The organism is Zobellia sp. 1_MG-2023 (genome assembly GCF_030549125.1).
Classification (GTDB): domain Bacteria; phylum Bacteroidota; class Bacteroidia; order Flavobacteriales; family Flavobacteriaceae; genus Zobellia; species Zobellia russellii.
Window position 1 is genome coordinate 209,792 of record NZ_JAUOSY010000002.1, and the last position, 17,479, is coordinate 227,270.

Below are 17,479 nucleotides of genomic sequence, written 5' to 3' on the forward strand. Positions count from 1 at the left end.
AATTTACGAGGCTATTTTTTACCGTTTTACCGAATACCCTTGTTCGCGATACGTCTCTAAAATAGTGGACATTTCTTGTACAACATCAGGGTGTACTTCAACAATATTATTTCTTTGCTCAAGATCCTTTTCCATATTGAATAAAAGGGCGGGTGTATCAAAATCTTTGTAACCTCTCAACTTTTTAAAAGAATCGGGCATTTTTGAATGTTCGCCAGAAGGTTTGTTAATGTATAGCCACTTCCCTTTTCGCAAACCCCAAATACCGTTGTATGTATTGTGTACGGTTGCTTCCCGCAATGGAGTGCTGTATTTTTTACCTTTTAGAAGGTCTAGTAAATTATAACTATCCGGTGCCGCATTTTCAGGAATTGTAGAGTTTGTGATTTCTGCCAGAGTAGCCATGATATCTACTTGAGAAATGACTTCCTTTGAAACGGTTCCAGCTTTAATTTGTTCTGGCCATTTAACGATGAAAGGCACGTGATGACCACCTTCCCAGACGTCACGTTTTAGTCCTCTAAAATCTCCCATACTAAAATGCTCGTATTTTTCTGCGCGCTCAAAAGCATATTTTTCAGGACCGTTATCCGCAGTGAAAATTACGATAGTGTTTTTATCTAGCCCTTTATCTTTTAAAGCTTTCATCACTTGACCCGCAACCCAATCAGTTTGGAACATATAGTCGCCATATGGGCCTGCTTCAGATTTGCCAACAAATTCTTCGTTAGGGATTATTGGTGCATGGGGAGAGGGTAGAGCCATGTAAAGGAAGAACGGTTTATCTGCTTCTTGTTGGTTGATGTAGGCTACTGTTTTTTTGGTAAGGGTAGGAAGTACCTCATATGGGTTCCAACCCTTAACTTTTGGGCCTGGTCTAAACTCCCATTCGCCTTCATTAACATTGAAACCTACATTATGAACGTCCATAACTGCTTTTGGAAGTTCAATAAATTGGTCGTTTTCAATCCATGCGTAAGGAGGAAAGTTAATGGTTCCATCACCAAAATAATAGTCAAAACCTTGATCTAACGGCCCGCCCGTGAGGGGTCCGCTCCAATCAATATCTTCCGGTCTGTAGAACTTACGTTTTTTGTTCCACTGAAAAACTTCGCCTGAAGGTTCGTTCTTGAATTTCCAATTCCACCCTAAATGCCATTTTCCGATAGCTGCAGTTTTGTAGCCATTGGTCTTCAGGAGTTCAGGAAGTGTAACATCCGATTCATTAAAAAATGGAGGGCCAAAAGAATTTACAATATCATGCTGTCTTCGCCAGTGATAGGTTCCTGTAAGTAACGCGTACCTACTAGGAGAGCAAATACCCGAAGAACTATGGGCATCAGTAAAACGAATGCCTTCCGACGCCAGTTGGTTTAGATTGGGAGTGGGTATTTTAGAATCCTTGTTCTGGCACTGTAGATCTCCATAGCCCATGTCATCTGCATAGATGATTACAATATTGGGTTGTTGAGCGTAAGTTTGGAAGGTTGCCGCCAATGCCAAGAGTGTGGTAAGCGTAACTAGTCTTCTTTTTAGAATTTTCATGAGTTAACTGTTAAAGGGAGATTGAAAATACTATTAATTAATGGAAACGATATAAAAAAGCCAGTTGACAAAATAGTCAACTGGCTTTAGGATAAAACTAACTCAACAATTTTAATAAAAACAGATGTCTTACTGTTCTCATGTTTGTAGACTATTAATAATCAGGATTCTGCTCAAGAGCATCATTCTTGTCAATTGCACTTTGTGGCAACGGCCATTTATAATGTTTTGGAAGGAATACTCTATTAGCATCTACATGCGGATCATAAAAACCATTTAATTTTTCTTCTGCTATGCCCCAACGCTTAAGGTCAAAATAGCGTAAACCTTCAAAACCGAATTCGTATCTACGCTCGTTACGAACGGCTTCACGAAGTTCACCCGGGTCTGTAGTAGTTATGGCAGGGTAAGAACCTGTATCTCCTACTGCCACACCATATGCTCTTGCTCTTACCTCATTTATGGCATCAAGAACAGAGGTGTCAATACTGCCGGATTCTATTTTACCTTCAGCATACATCAACAAAACATCGGCATATCGAATGTGGATATAGTCTGTACCTTCTGTAAAATTCTGCACTAGGGAAGCCCTTGTTTGTGGGGTTGTCCATTTTAACAAGCCAAAACCGGACAAGGTCTTTTGCTCAATTTCAGGATTCCATTCGCCTACCTGTACTATTTTACTTAGTCGAGGGTCACGGTTTTCCAAAGGATTGGCTTCATCATAAAGAGGAGATTCATCTATTGGTAGACCATCAGTAGCTTCAAAAGAATTCACAAAATCTTCAGTTGGTTTAAGAGTTCCCCAAAAGCCTATCATGATTTCACTACCTCTATCTTGGAATTCACCAGGAGCACTTGAGTATTTTGTAGAGAAAATAATTTCAGGGTTGTCAACTTGTCCTGCATCTACAAAAAGGTCTTCGTAATTAGTAGATAGCGAAAAACTACCACCGTCCATTACGGCCTTTGCCGCTACAGCTGCTTCGGCATATTTTTCTTGGTACAAGTAAGTTCGGGCTAATAAAGCATTTGCAGAACCTTTAACAACATAACCATCTCCGTAAGGAGCTTCTGGTAAGTTGGCAGCAGCAAATATTAGGTCCTTTTCAATTTGAGCGAATATTTCTGACTCAGGAGCTTTTGGTAAATCTTGATTATCCAAAGTAGTTGGTTCTATTCTAAGAGGAACCTCTCCATAAGTAGTAACTAAGTTATAATAGAAAAATGCACGCAGAGTGCTTACTTGACCTTTCCATCCATTTAATTTATCAGCCTCAATATTCTCAACCTGATCAATGTTTGCTAAAAAGAAATTACAGGTTTGAATTCCTTTATAACATACATTGTAAAGTTGTGCGATTGCACCGTTATTACCGCCAGAGGTAGGACTTGCCGTTCCATCAATCAATTCTCTAAAACCATAATTGAATGTTTGATAACAATCATCTGTTAGGGCGTCCCAGTTTGGTTTGATTGTTGGAGGCCATCCACCATCTGCACGTATAGCCAACATGTTCTGTTGTAAATTACTATATACTCCGGTCAATGCTAGTTCTGCATCTTGCTCAGTCTGCCAAAAAGTTTCTGAAGGCAGTTGAGAAGAAGGCTGCTTGTCTAAAAAGTCGTCCTCGCACGAACTTATTGTAATCCCCAGAAAGGATAGAGCGAGTAATAAGATTGTCTTTTTCATTTATATAATATTTTTGATTGACTAAAATGTCATGTTTACACCTAATGTTAATGTTTTTCTAAATGGATAGGCATCTACACCATTAGCTTCCGGATCTACATCAATAGGGTAGTCTTTTTGGAAGGTAAGGTAGTTTTCTGCTGCAAAATAGAATCGTAATCTGTTGAACGGTGTCTTGTCCAATACGTCAGTAGGTAGAGAATACCCCAAGGTAACATTTCTTAATCTTAGATAAGACGTGTCCCATAACCAGAAAGAATTGTTATATACTGTAGCTCTACGTGTTTCGGCTGTTTCGTAATATACCGCAGGCAATCTAGAGTTTCTGTTATCGGGCGTCCATGCTTCGGTTAACCAAGCTTTATCCGTACCGCCATCTTGTCTAAAAGGGTCACGGGCAATATAGTTTTTAGTGCCTTCTACACCTTCCCAAAACATTCTAAAATCTAAGTTTTTGAAGTTCAAAGAAAGATTTAACCCGTACACAAAAGCAGGATATCTACCGTCTATATGGATACGGTCATCTCCATCAATAACACCATCATTGTTTTGGTCTTTCAATTTAATGAAACCTACCTTACCAGGTTGAGGCTGAGTAGCCGAACTTGCAATTTCCGCTTCATCTTGGAAGTAGCCATCGGCTTCCCACATGTACCAATCTTCAAAAGCGTAACCTTCTTCATTTATGTTTCTGTTCTGTATCTCTGGATCTCCAAAAGTTTTTAAACGGTTTTTGAACCATGAAACGTTTCCGTTTATGCTGTATCGTAAATCCTCGTTTATGCTATTGTCATGACCAATAACAATGTCCCAACCTTTGTTGGTCATTGCACCTTGGTTAACTACAGGAGCATCCAATCCACTACTTTCATCAACTTGTAGTTGTCTTAATATATCTACGGTTTCTTTTACGTAGTAATCGGCAGAACCATATAGTTTTCTATTAAATAGATTAAAGTCTACTCCAAAATCCGTTACCGTTGTAGTTTCCCATGTAATATCGGAATCAACTAGGCTTCTTAAGCCGACTCCTGCAAGAACACTACTTCCAAAAGGATAGCCAAATTGGTCAAAAGATAGGGTAGATTGGTAAGGGTATATACCAGAATTTAATTCATCATCCTGTACATTAATACCAATATTTTGGTTACCCAATTGCCCCCATGAACCTCTAAGTTTTAGTTCGCTTACTGCTTCAATATCTTGAAAGAAATCTTCTTTGTCCAATCTCCAACCAGCAGATACCGATGGGAAAACACCTAATCTGTTTCCTTTAGCAAAACGTGAGCTGATATCTCCTCTTACGTTTGCTTCAAGAAGGTACTTTTCTTTGTAGTTATAGTTGGCTCTACCAAAGAAACTCTGAATAGCCCAACTTTCAGAAAAACCGGTTGTAAATTGATTTTCAGAATTTACACCTTCTAAATCAGTGATTTTTCTATTTGGAATGCCAGTTCTTTGTGATCTAGTAAAATTACGATCAAAACCTTCTTGACTATACCCTCCTAAAACTTTAAAGTCATGGTCGCCAATCAATTTTGAATACGTCAGCGTAGAGAATAACGTAGTTTGCTTACTCCACGTATTATCAATAGTTAATTGTGAAGCATCACGAGTTGTTCTTAGGTATTCGCCTGTTCTATAATTGTATTCGTCATATTGAATACGTTGATTTTTATAGTAGTCATAATCAAACTTATAAGCTCCTTTTGTACTCCAAACCAAATCGTCTGAAAGCTTAACATCAAAAAAGAGGTTTCCGTTAAAGTTATATTGATTTAAAACCTCTCCATCCTGAACTTCAAGCTCAGCTATAGGGTTGTTTCTAGTAAATCCTTCATCAAAACCAGGAAATTCTGTATCAGTTCCAGAGAATGCTTTACCTGAATAATGTCCTGTGCCATCTAAGGTATACACCCCCCAAGTTGGCCTAACTCTAAATAAATTGAATAAGCCGGATTCTGTGCCTGCCTGCTGAGGACCACTTGTTTTTGAAGCTACGCCAGATACGGTACCTCCTACGGTAATCTTTTCTCCTATATCTGATTTTACACTCATAAAGAAGTTATTCTTCTTAAACCCTGAAGAGCGAATAATACCCGGCTGATCCCAGTTACCCATAGAAATATTATAGCTGGTGCCATCAATTGCACCACTAGCCGTTACAACATGACGTTGTACGATTGGGGTTCTGGAGGCTTCATCAAACCAATTTGTATTAGGAAAAGCTGGATTGCCTTGATTGTTTCGGTAAGCATCTATCACTTCTTGAGGATACGGATTGGCAGATGCTCCAGGTGTATTGATTAATGCCTGGTTCATTAAAGTCATATAATCTGCCGAATTGGATATCATTTGCGGTACCTTGGTAAAGGTCTCCGTTGACACACTACCGCTGTATTCAATCTTAAAGTTGTTGTTACCGCCACTCTTGGTAGTCACCAAGATAACACCGTTTGCAGCCCTAGAACCGTAGATAGCTGCTGAAGATGCATCTTTTAGCACAGAAATGGAACTAATTACAGAGGGGTCTAAATCTTGTAGATTACCTTCTACACCGTCAATCAATACTAATGGAGAGTTGTTACTACCAAAAGAGTTAAGACCACGTATTTTAATGTTAAGGCCTTCATTACCCGGAGCTCCACTGTTTTGTGAAATTTGTAGACCGGCCGCTTGTCCTTGAAGTGCTTGAAACGCATTTTGTACGTTTCTGTCTTCCAAAGCTTCTTCATCTACAGCGGTTACCGAACCGGTAAGGTTTACTCTTTTTTGTTGGCCGTAACCTACAACAACAACTTCATCTAGCTTACTTGCATCTTCCGACAAAGTAACATTTAAAGTAGATTCACCATTTACTGGTACTTCTTGAGTTGAAAAACCAATGTAGCTAAACACTAAAATAGCATCATTGGAGGCGGAAATTGTATAATTCCCATCAAAATCGGTTTGGGTTCCTGTTGTGGTTCCCTTTACCAATACGTTTGCACCGGGCAAAGGCATTCCAGTGTCATCTGAAACCGTACCGCTAATAGTGTCATCTTGTGCGTGTAGTTGCATAGTGGCTAAAAGGAGTCCTATAAAGGATAATCCCAGCCGCAGCAACAAAGGTTTTTTGGTTGATTGTTTTTTGTGTTTCATAAGGTCATTTGAGAGTTTTGAGTTAATAAAGCGAATATAGTTTTGGAGTTAATTTTGATGTATAACAAATGGTTTCAATAGGGCAACAAATGATCTAAATAAATGGCAAAAATGGCGTTGTTTATTGAAGAAACGGCAATGAAAGTACATAATTTTTATAAATTAACGACTACAAAAAAAATCTTAATATTTAGGTGAAATGTATGTCTGAGTAAATTAAATGTCTCTCTAATATGGAGAATATGCAAGTACCGTTGTGCCTAGGACTTATTCAGTTCTTAGAATTATACTATTTCCTAAGACCATCGCCGGAAATTAATTTTTATAACTGTTCGTCCATTTTTTTAACTATATCCTCACGCAGTTGCGCTAAATTGTTTTGCTCTCCCGGATCAGTTCATGAAATAAGCGTTAAAAATGTAACCGCACATGCTATTCTGAAGGGAGTGTATTTCATAACGCTAAATTTTCTAAGTGTTTTTGTTTAAACTTGGGAGCAAGCTCTAATGAGTAAGTCTCGGGTCAGTTTAACCCCCTCTTCTTCTGAGGCGGTAGATGTGCCAAACTCAATACCAATAAAGCCTTTGTACCCTGAATCCTTAACCATTTTCATCATTTTAAAATAATCAATGGTGGTTTCGTTGCCCATTTCATCAAACTCAATAGATTTGGCGCTTACTCCTTTTGCGAAAGGTAAAATCTCTGCGAACCCTTTGTACTTGTCGTACTCTGTCACACATTCTCGATTTTTGTTTTTTTCGATACAAAAGTTGCCGAAATCTGGTAACGTACCGCAGTTTTCTCGTTCTACATTCTTCATCACATTAGACAACCACACACCGTCCGAAGAGAATCCGCCATGGTTTTCGACTAGAATATTAATGTTGGAATCTTGGGAGTAATCCGCAAGTTTGTGCAATGAGTCAATAGCAGCTTTTGCAGCTTCTCCCTTTTCTATTCCTCCACCTAAATTTACTCTAATGGCATGACAGCCAAGAAAATGGGCGGCATCAATCCATTTGTGATGGTTTTCTATGGCAAGTAAGCGTTTTTTGGAATCTACATCCGCTAGTTGCCCTTCTCTATCGATCATTATCAACACATTCTTGACTCCTTCAGAATCTGCTCTGTTATTCATTTCTTTGAGGTAGGTCTTATCTTTTGCCTTATCCATAAAAAACTGATTAACATATTCCAACCCTTCGCATTCAAAACTTCTAGCTTTCGCGGCAAAATCAAGATTATCCATTTTTCCGGCGCGCAGTGTATTATGAAAAGACCATTCTGCTAACGAGATTTTGAAAAATCGGTCTTTGTTTAGTTTTATCGTATCTGCGAAACCATGAAAAGGAACTCCGGCTACCGATACTAAAGTTGCCGCTTGTATTGATTTACTGATAAATTTTCTTCTTTGCATTTTCCTTAGTTTCTAAACTTTAGTCTTGATTTATTTAAAACTATCTACGTTTTTATACGCATTTATAACCGCTTGCTCACCTTCTTTATCAGGTCTTGAGTTACCGTGTTCCATGCCCAAAATTCCATTGTAGCCTTTCTCTTTAATGAATTTTAAAACATTCCAATAATTGATTTCTCCTGTGTTAGGTTCTTTTCTTCCCGGATTGTCACCAATCTGTATGTAGCCAATTTCATCCCAGCAGGCTTCCATGTTGGGTATGAGATTACCTTCTTGGATTTGTTGATGATATATATCAAAGAGAATTTTACATGAGGGAGAGTCTACGGCCTTACAGATTTCATAGGCCTGTGGCGAGTCTGTTAGGAATGCTCCCGGATGATTAAAAAAGTTTAGAGGTTCAAGCACCATTGTAAGATTGTGTGGCTCAAAAATTGCCGAAGCTTGTTTGAGTGTTTCAATAACGTTGGCTCTTTGGTAACCTTCTTTTATTTTAGGAGCCACGTTACCGGGTACAACGGTCATCCATTTGGCATTCACTCGCTTCGCTACTTCTACGGATTCTTTGCAGTATTCTAAAAAAGCCCTTCTTTTTTCCGGGTCTCCAGAAGCTACATGTCCATCTTTTAGAAAAACAGCTACAAATACACCCATTTCAATGCCCCTTTTTTGCATGGTCTGGGCCATTTTCTCTTGCAGGACTACATCTCGGGTACGCATCTTATTATCCTCAAAAGCGGTAAAGCCTTGATCTGCCATAAAATTTAGCTGGTCAATAGGGTCCTTGCCCGCATGATTTTCAAACATTCCCAAATGCGGAGCATACTTAAGGTTGAATTTATAGGGGTCTTTTGGTGAAGCTAGGGTAGCGGCATATGATAGGCCCGAACCCATTGAAATTGCTCCTGTTGATAATGCTGTTTTTTGGATAAAGTTGCGTCTTTTCATGGCAGGTTCTTGGTTATTTATAAAATGGTTATGATGATTGGTTTCACGTTAAATAGACCAAGCTTTTCCCCCAGTAAGTTCATCCAGATCTCCGCAGGCAATATATTTACCGGGAATAGAATCATATGCCAGCACTTCTTCACCAACATATTCCGTGCACTTGTAGCCCCAAATGGTCAGGTCTCTGATTTTTTTGGCAAAGGGAACGCCTTCGGCCTTTTTATCCGTCAATGCTTTTAATACCTCAGGTGCAAGATCGGCTTCAGTAAGGTCACTTATGTTCTCTTTGTTTGTGCTTTCTAGGGCGTTCACGGCCAATTGGTTCAAGGTAGCTTTGAATTGGTCGCGCTGAGCAGGAGGCATTACCTCGTTTGCAAAACTGTCCAAAAAGATATGAACGTTAACTTCCGAGGCCGATAATGTATCGGTTTTGGGCAGTATACTATCTATAACGCCTATAAGTACCGTACCTTGGTCTTCATTGAGAAACTGAGGTACCCACGTAGTGGTTTTAGTATAGTTACAGCTTTGTAAAACGCTCATGAATGTGGGTGCGGCTACTACGTAACCCATAGACATTCCTATTTGCATTAATGCTTTTCTTCTATCCATGGTTATATATTTCCTTTTTTAAGTTCTTCTGCTGCATGATTGGCGGCCCTTGCTGAAAACGCCATATATGTCAATGACGGGTTTACACAACTTGATGAGGCCATAAAAGCACCATCTGTAACGTAAACATTGGGTACTTCATGTATTTGGTTATGACCGTTTAAAACTGATGTCTTTGGGTCTCTTCCCATACGGGCGGTTCCCATTTCGTGAATGCCGTGACCAATATTATACGAGCTGTTGTGGGTGTTGATGTCTCTTGCTCCGGCCTTTTTTAGCATTTCTGCCGCTTGCACTACGATATCTTCACGCATTTTTAACTCGTTGTCACGTATTTCTGCATCAAAGGTTACGGTAGGTAGGCCCCAACCATCTAGATTGTCATAGTCTAGGGTCATACGGTTGTCTTGGTACGGAAGTATTTCCCCAAAACCACCTACGCCCATAGTCCATCCGCCAGGTTTTAGAATCGCCTCTTTAAGTTCGGCACCCATTGAAAGTTCGGCAACGGCATCTTTCCAGTTTTTACGGCTTGCGCCTCCTTGATATCCAAATCCGCGTAGGTAATCTTTGCTTTGAGATTTGGCGTCTATATTTTTAAATCGAGGAATGTACACACCTCCTGGTCTTCGGCCTTTATAATATTTATCGTCGTAACCATCAAATTTTCCATTAGCCCCTGCACCTAAATGGTGATCCATTATATTTCTACCCAATTGATCGGAATCATTGCCCATTCCGTTAGGAAAACGGTCTGATTTGGATTGCATCAATATGGAAGCCGATGCTATGGCCGAAGCACACAAGAAAATAACCTTGGCGTTGAATACCAGTTCTTCTTTGGTCAATCGGTCAATGACCTTAACTCCCGTTGCTTTTTTGGTATCCGGGTCATAAATAACTTCGGTAACGATTGAATCCGGCCTTAGGGTTAGGTTCCCTGTTCGTTCCGCAGCTGGAAGTGTGGACGAGTTACTGCTAAAGTAGCCCCCAAAAGGACACCCCCTGGAACAACGGTTCCTGAACTGGCATTTGGTACGTCCCTCAAATTCTTTGTCACCCGTAATATGTGCTATACGGCCGGAGGTAACGACCCTTCCGTCTAGGTTTTCATAGACTTTATCCCTAAAATGTTGCTCTACACAGTTTAATTCCATCATTGGAAGGAACTGGCCATCGGGTAGTTGTCTTAGTCCCATTTTTTCACCGGATACGCCAATGTAGCTTTCTACCTTATCGTACCAAGGGGCAATATCTTTATAACGAACGGGCCAATCTACGCCATGGCCATCAATTTTATTTGCTTCAAAGTCAATTTCGCTCCAGCGGTAACTATGCCTTCCCCAAGTAATGGATCGTCCACCTACATGGTATCCCCGCATCCAATTAAAGGGTTTGGTCTCATTGTAGGGGTGTTCCAAATCGTTTACGAACCATTTGTACGAATCTGCGCTTTTGCCTTTGTTGGTCCGGCTTTGCTTGGGACGTTTTGCCTTTTCTTCAATTGAAAGCTCCATGCCGTGTTTAAAGTCCCAGTCGTCCATATGGGCAGTGGTGTAATCTTTTATGTGTTCCACCATTCTGCCTCTTTCGAGCATTAAGGTCTTTAGTCCGTTTTCGCACAATTCCTTGGCGGCCCAGCCTCCGCTAACACCGGTGCCTACTACAATGGCATCATAGGAACTTTGTTCTTCGTTAAAATAAAATTTGCTCATTTGTTACGTTTTGAAAAATAGGTTTTGATATGTTTTATTCCAATAGAATACGAAAGACGTAGGCTGCTTCGCAAGGCTTTTGGCCGTCAACCGATATGGAAAGACCTTTGGAGGACTGTTTCCACTTTATGTTGTTCTTACCGCTTATGAATTCTACAGATTTAATTCGTTTTGATGTATTCGGATTATTTTTTGAAAGTGATTTTATTGTGAATTTGCCATCTTTTGGCCAGCCCAATGCCGTTGCATAAAGGGTTTTTCCTTTGGTAGTAAAACGAAAGTCTTCCGGACCGGATTCCTTATTTTTCTTTTCGGAATGATGACCTGTTTCTACTTTTGTAGGGCCTTCGCCAAAGATGGTCCAAGGTCGTGTGTCATAAATTGCTTCGCCATTAAGACTTAGCCATTGGCCCATTTCGTTCAGTATTTCTTTGGCTTCTGAGGGAATGGTTCCATCGGCTTTAGGGCCTATATTCAATAATAAACATCCGTTTTTGCTTACGATGTCTATCAATTCATCCAATAGGTAATTGGAAGTTTTGTATTCTTCATTGGTTACATAGCCCCAAGAGATTTTTCCTATTGAAGTATCTGTTTGCCAAGGGTATTTGTAAATGCCATCCATACGGCCACGTTCAATATCTAGCACGATAAGGTCTTCAGGAAAGGATTTGTTTCTCATGTTCTTGTCCTGAAAAACAACACCCTTGTTCCATTCTTCACCTTTGTTATAGTAGTAGGCGAGTATTTTTTTGTGCATGACCTCAAAACCGGGTTTGTCCAACCCAAAATCGAACCAGAGCAAATCCGGCTCATAATTATCTATAATATCCGTGGTACGATTCCACCATAGGTTTAGGAATTTTTTGGTGGGTAACGTATCATTACCTACCGGCTCACCGTACAGGTCGTAAAATTCAGGATTGTTGGTGTCCCAAGTTGGGTCGTCTTTTTCATAATAAATCCTGTGTAACGCAAAATGGGATGATGCTCCAAACTTCATTCCTTTAGCTTTGACCGCATCGGACAATAGGCGCATAACATCTTTTTTAGGTCCTGTATCCTTCACGTTCCAGCGGGTGTGGTTAGAAGCGTACATGGCGTAGCCGTCATGATGTTCCGCAACAGGTACTACGTAACGGGCACCGGCATTTTTGAACAGAGTAGCCCATTCATTGGCATCAAACTTTTCGGCCTTAAATTCAGGTATGAAGTTTTTATACCCAAATTTTGAAGGGTCTCCGTAATGTTCACGGTGATAGGTGTAAGGCTTTTTACCACCTTTGGACCATTTGGGGTCATATATGCCTTTTGGATATTTTTCGCTACTGTACGCGGGTACGGCGTAAGGGCCCCAATGTAAAAAAATACCGAATTTGGCATCTTTGAACCATTCTGGAATCTCATATCCGGCTCTTATAGATTCCCATTCTGGCTGGAATTTTTTTGGTTTTAGTTGAGCGTGCAATGCGGTTATCCCCATAAATAAAAAAAGGACGATCGCTACTTTTAGTGCAAATTTGGTTTTTGTTGTCATTCTGAATTTTGGCTTTAATTCTTTTTCGTTTTCTTTTTGGTGATAATGCCAATTTCAGGACGAGGTATATCTTCGGTTGCGCTTCTCATAACATAAGGCTCCCATTTGTCACGGGCCTTTTGCCATTCTTGAAGTGTTTTAGTAGGATACCATGACGGCCAGCCTATACGGTTAAAATCATAATTTTTTTGGTTTTTGGCTACCCATTCGTCCACTGTTGAAAATGGATTCTTATCGGGAAAAACGCCAAGGGCCTTAAACTCTTCACTTACACCTTTATCTTTAATAACATGGGTGCGCCAGTTCTGCAGTTGGGCCAACAGCTCTTTTTTCACAGAGCTATATTCGGGGTTATCGGCTACATTGTCTACCTCAAATGTGTCTTTTTGTAGGTCATATAGCTCAATTTGCGGTTTTACGGGGGCAAAGAAGGCGGCTTGCTCGGGAGTAAGCTCTCCTTTTAGGTACATAATGCTCATTTCGGCCAATACCGGATAAGCGTTTTCCTTGTATTGGTTATACTGTAAATATGGTCTTTCGGGCATTAAATTAAGAATGAGCTTATAATCTTTTGACCGTATGGAGCGCATGGCATCATGGGTTTCGTCCATTTTATCACGGGCGGCAAAAACGTACTTTCTGTTTTTTACCTCATCGCCTAAGAGGTTTTTTCCGTGTAGGGGAACTGGCGGTGTAACATGGGCGGCATCAAGTATGGTAGCATCAATATCCAAAGACATGACCAAGTCGTCATTTACTTGCCCAGGTTCTACTTGGCCCGGCCACCGCATAATCATGGGAATGCGGATGCCACCATCATACAAAAATTGTTTGCCTCGTATGTGACAACGGCCATGATCACCAATAAAGAAAACAATAGTGTTATTGGCCAACCCTTCGTCTTCAAGTCGTTTTAATAAACTGCCTATTTCCCGATCTACCAATTGCATTTGTTCAAGGCCATTGGCCCAATCGCGACGAACAAAGGGAGTATCTGCATAATAAGGGGGAAGCTCAACATCACTTATATTAATAGATCTTTGGGGGTCTCGGTTCCAAGACCGGTGCGTACCTCCAAAAGTGATTCTGGCAAAGAAGGGTTGTCCCGGTTTGCGGTCTGCCCAATCATTGGTATTCATAAAGAGCTCTTCCTTAGTGTCCGGTAAAAAGTTCATATCGGTTTTCCAACTCATTAGAGTGGTGAAATATCCGGCTTCTTCCAAGAGTTTAGGAATGGGCTTTATACCATGGGGTAGGGGTTGTTTGTTATGTTCACGATGTTGGTTGGCTCCAATGTAATTTTGATGAAAACCGGTCATCATTGCCGAGCGAGAGGTAGAACAGACGGGAGAGGTGGTAAAGGCTTTATTGTAACGAATACCCTCCGAGGCCAATTTATCTACGTTTGGTGTATGTATACCCTTTGTGCCATAACAGGAAAGGTCCGGGCTCCAGTCTTCAATAGTAATCCAAAGAATATTAGGGCGGTTATCATTGGTTTCCTTTTGAGATGTTTTGGGAGTCTCTCCGCACGAGGCGAGCATAAGAACACAGCAAAACAAAACTAGAGATACGTGTTTCTTTATCCAAAGCGTCATAAGGGCAATGATTTCCATAGTCCAAATGAAATAGAAATAAGGTAAACTTGTGTATGTACTAGTTTATCTATTGTCTCTCTCGGTACATTAGGGTAAATTTTGTCTTTAGGAATAAAAATCGGAAATAATGTGTCTAGGTCCTTTTTCATAATCCCATAAATAATCACCGGTAGCTTCAACGCACTTCTGGCTGATATGATGTGGAAGTACCGAAACCAATGGGTATCCAATTTTGGATTTAAACATTTCCAAATGTCTTAGGTATTTCTCCTCGGTAATATCTTTTTCGGCATTACCTCCAATATGGTCTAGGTTAATGCCCCGACCTAGTGAGGATTTATAGGAAATTTCATAATGGGTCTTTACACGGGCGGGCCAGTCATATTTATCGTTTAGCCATACATCATTGGTACGGGTAACATCGGTAAATTTGGTAAAGAAAATATCTGGAACATGAAATTCCATTTCAATGGTAGGGTCAATGCCTTTTGCTGCTTTGTACAATTCTTTATGGATGTGTAACATGTCCGATTTAGTGTTGTAAGACATATCGATTTTAAATTTGCGTACCCCCATTTTGTAAAAGCGGTGGATTGTCTCCGAAGCGTACTCAAAAATATCTGCCTTGGGGTTCAGCCATCGCACACCCTTGTCGTACTCCGTTTTGCCTTGCGCTCTGTAAGCCCCCAAAAGATTAGGATTGTTCTGGGCAGCAATACTGGAGCCATGTATTTTAGGAAATGCTATCCATAGGCCGGGAGTAAACCCTTTTTCGTTGATAAGGTCCATGGTTTTTCTGAAATCTGGAAACTTTTTGGGATCCGGATGCCACGAGCCGTAACCGGAGTTTAAACTACCGTCCGGAAATTGGCCCCAGCCATGGTCCAAGGTCATTTTTCCCTTAGGATATCCGTATTCGATAATTTTATCCAAATACTTCGCTACAAAGTCGTGATTCAGTAGATTAAAGTGCCCTTTAGGAACATTGGATTGTATTTTCTGCTCTACCCAAGTACAATATTCCACATCTGCCCAAAAGTGAGGGAATACCTTGTAGGGCTGAATGTTCAGGCGCTGCATAATTTGGGTATTGTAGGCTTTCCAAGCGTCATCGCCATTACCGCTTTCATCAACAAAAAGTTCCTGTCCCTCAGGAACGTTTATGGTAAGGGTTTTTTTTCCATCAAAACTGAAAGTAGAATTTTCAAAACCAAAAGTGGTCATAAAACCAACGAATTTACCGGCGGCATCGCGGATAATAGGGGAACCGCTCATTCCACTAGCTGGAACCGTAAACGGATTATGGGTAAATGCATCGCTTAAGAAATAGTAGGCATCACCACCTTTTTGAGCAGGGGTGCCATCACTGTTGTACGGGCAGAATAAAGGGTTGGTAACCTTTATTTTTACTTGTTCTCCTCGGGTTGGGTCTTTTTTGCTTGCTACCTCATAATGTGTAGAAGCAGCTTTTACCGCCATTGGGCCGGTAACCCCGGCTAGGGCAACACCCATGCCAGCTTTTTTTATAAAATTTCTTCGGTTGTTCATGTTGTACTATTCTTGGAGCGTGAGTGTTTTGGTGAAATTTACCGGTAGGCCACCTTTAGGTAAAATGGTACTTTTTATATGGTAAGTTGTATCTTTTTGTAGTTTAAATTCACTGGGTAGCGATAGCGTAACCTCCTGAAATGGTTTTAGAGGTCTAATCTTGCCCGATGCCAAACTCAACTCTTTACCATCTTGTACCAGGTATATTTTAATATCCGTTTCCGCTGAAGCTACTTGCCCAAAATTTTCTACTTTCACTTCAATAGTGTATCCTTCCGGTGTTTTTGATAAGGTGGGTGCACCAGCGGATAGAATGGGTTGTAGATATTCAATTTCTGGCAAACGGGTATAGCCAAAAAGCAATTTTCCTTTTTTGTCTTTACCCAGTAGTTTTCCTGCAAAATTATCATCAGTAAGGCCATTGCCCTTACCATTAAAAATGAGAATGAGGTCTTTGCCGGTTTTTTCGGTTCGTTTTATTTTGCTTCCTTTTCCAAAATTTACCTGTTCCGAAGCACCAAAGCGTAAGGAGCCTAAATCAATATCAGTATGAGGGTTAAAATCGCTTTCCGCTTCAATTTTAAGTTTAATTTCCTTTGTGCTTGAAGTAATTTTTTTATCATTTAAAACGGTGAGCAGTTTTTCTTTTGTCAACGGAACAACAATGAGTTTAGAACTATGATTGTCATTGGGGAGGTCTTCATATTTTAGGGTGTCTATTACTGCAAAATTGGCGGCAATGGCCCTTCCTTTTTCATCCTGTAATATTCTAATACGTTCGTATTTATGCCAATCTTCCTTGGTACCGTTCTCATGCACGGAAATGCCGGGCATGTAGGCCTCACCGGGATCTACTTTCCAATCTACACCATCTTTTGAGCGCAAGTACCATGCAATCCTTCCCAACCAATCGTTTACGATCAGGTGGTATTGAACATTGTCTTTCCAAATAACGGGGTCTTCATATTTGCCCTCTACTGGTGGATATACAGATTTCTCGCCAACCATATTCCATTTGGCTAGGCCATCTTTACTAAAGTAGGGGTAACCATGGCGGTTTACCATTAAAAAGGAGCCGTCTTCGCGTTGGGCAAAAGTACAGTTGTGCATAAAATTGGAAGCACTTGAGGTTTCGCGGCCACGTTTGTCAAATTCAAATTGGCCTTCTTTCCAAGGGCCGTTAATGTGTTGAGCCACATAATATTTATCGATTACGTAAAGTACATACCTTCCTTTTTTGGTAACGTACCATGTGGGGTTGTGGCCGTGGCCCACTTCGCCCGCAATTTTAAAGGGTCCAAAAGGCGATTCCGAAACGCCGTGTACAACACGACTATCATGGTAGGCCATGTGTCCATTGTCGGCATTTTCTGGCCAACGGCAAACGAACAAGTGGTATTTTCCATCTTCTTGTTCTAATAAAGTATTGCCTCCCCAATAGGACCACAGCGGACTTTCAACACCATTATTAATATCTCTGGGAACTACGCCGGGCGCACCCCAAGTGTTAGAGGTCATTCCCCCAAGGTCTGGCATAGGTAGAAACCGGTCCATAAAACGGCCGCCTAGAACAAGTCTGCTCCACTCGGCCGGGCGCGCTCTTTCTACGACCATTTCGTGGGCTTCTTTTTTTTGTTTCTTCGGTTTTGTGTTTTGTTGAGATTGAATTGACGAGAGGTTAAGAAGGGCTAGGACAAGTAAAAGGTAGCTGGTTTTCATTTTAAA

General features: G+C 40.7%; 11 protein-coding genes. All 11 read right to left on the bottom strand.

All coding sequences use genetic code 11. The features are described 5' to 3' along the window. Window positions 1-18: 18 nt before the first annotated feature. Window positions 19-1,545, bottom strand: a complete 1,527-nt coding sequence (locus tag Q4597_RS04940) for an arylsulfatase (protein ID WP_303405003.1) — start codon at window positions 1,543-1,545, stop codon at window positions 19-21. A gap of 154 nt (window positions 1,546-1,699) precedes the next feature. Further along, window positions 1,700-3,238, bottom strand: coding sequence for a RagB/SusD family nutrient uptake outer membrane protein (locus tag Q4597_RS04945; RefSeq protein WP_303405005.1), 1,539 nt, complete (start codon window positions 3,236-3,238; stop codon window positions 1,700-1,702). 21 nt (window positions 3,239-3,259) lie between these two features. Then, window positions 3,260-6,379 (bottom strand): TonB-dependent receptor, encoded by a 3,120-nt coding sequence (locus Q4597_RS04950; RefSeq protein ID WP_303405007.1) that lies wholly within the window; start codon window positions 6,377-6,379, stop codon window positions 3,260-3,262. Between the two features lie 484 nt (window positions 6,380-6,863). Then, window positions 6,864-7,796, bottom strand: coding sequence for a sugar phosphate isomerase/epimerase (locus Q4597_RS04955; protein WP_303405009.1), 933 nt, complete (start codon window positions 7,794-7,796; stop codon window positions 6,864-6,866). A 30-nt stretch (window positions 7,797-7,826) separates the two neighbouring features. Beyond that, window positions 7,827-8,744 carry a hydroxypyruvate isomerase family protein gene (locus tag Q4597_RS04960; protein WP_303405011.1) on the bottom strand — a complete coding sequence of 306 codons (918 nt, stop codon included), beginning with the start codon at window positions 8,742-8,744 and terminating at the stop codon, window positions 7,827-7,829. 48 nt (window positions 8,745-8,792) lie between these two features. After that, on the bottom strand, window positions 8,793-9,356 hold the full coding sequence (locus Q4597_RS04965; RefSeq protein ID WP_303405013.1) for a gluconate 2-dehydrogenase subunit 3 family protein: 564 nt from the start codon (window positions 9,354-9,356) through the stop codon (window positions 8,793-8,795). Between the two features lie 2 nt (window positions 9,357-9,358). After that, a complete protein-coding gene (locus Q4597_RS04970; RefSeq protein ID WP_215438629.1) occupies window positions 9,359-11,071 on the bottom strand; it encodes a GMC oxidoreductase in 1,713 nt (570 codons plus the stop codon). Window positions 11,072-11,105: 34 nt separating this feature from the next. After that, a complete protein-coding gene (locus Q4597_RS04975) occupies window positions 11,106-12,608 on the bottom strand; it encodes an alpha-L-fucosidase (protein ID WP_303405014.1) in 1,503 nt (500 codons plus the stop codon). 14 nt (window positions 12,609-12,622) lie between these two features. Continuing rightward, the gene (locus tag Q4597_RS04980) at window positions 12,623-14,224 is read right to left on the bottom strand and encodes a sulfatase (RefSeq protein ID WP_303405015.1); all 1,602 of its coding nucleotides are present in this window, start codon (window positions 14,222-14,224) and stop codon (window positions 12,623-12,625) included. An 87-nt stretch (window positions 14,225-14,311) separates the two neighbouring features. Next, window positions 14,312-15,754, bottom strand: coding sequence for an alpha-galactosidase (locus Q4597_RS04985; RefSeq protein WP_303405016.1), 1,443 nt, complete (start codon window positions 15,752-15,754; stop codon window positions 14,312-14,314). Between the two features lie 6 nt (window positions 15,755-15,760). Continuing rightward, on the bottom strand, window positions 15,761-17,473 hold the full coding sequence (locus Q4597_RS04990; protein ID WP_303405017.1) for a glycoside hydrolase family protein: 1,713 nt from the start codon (window positions 17,471-17,473) through the stop codon (window positions 15,761-15,763). Window positions 17,474-17,479 lie beyond the last annotated feature (6 nt).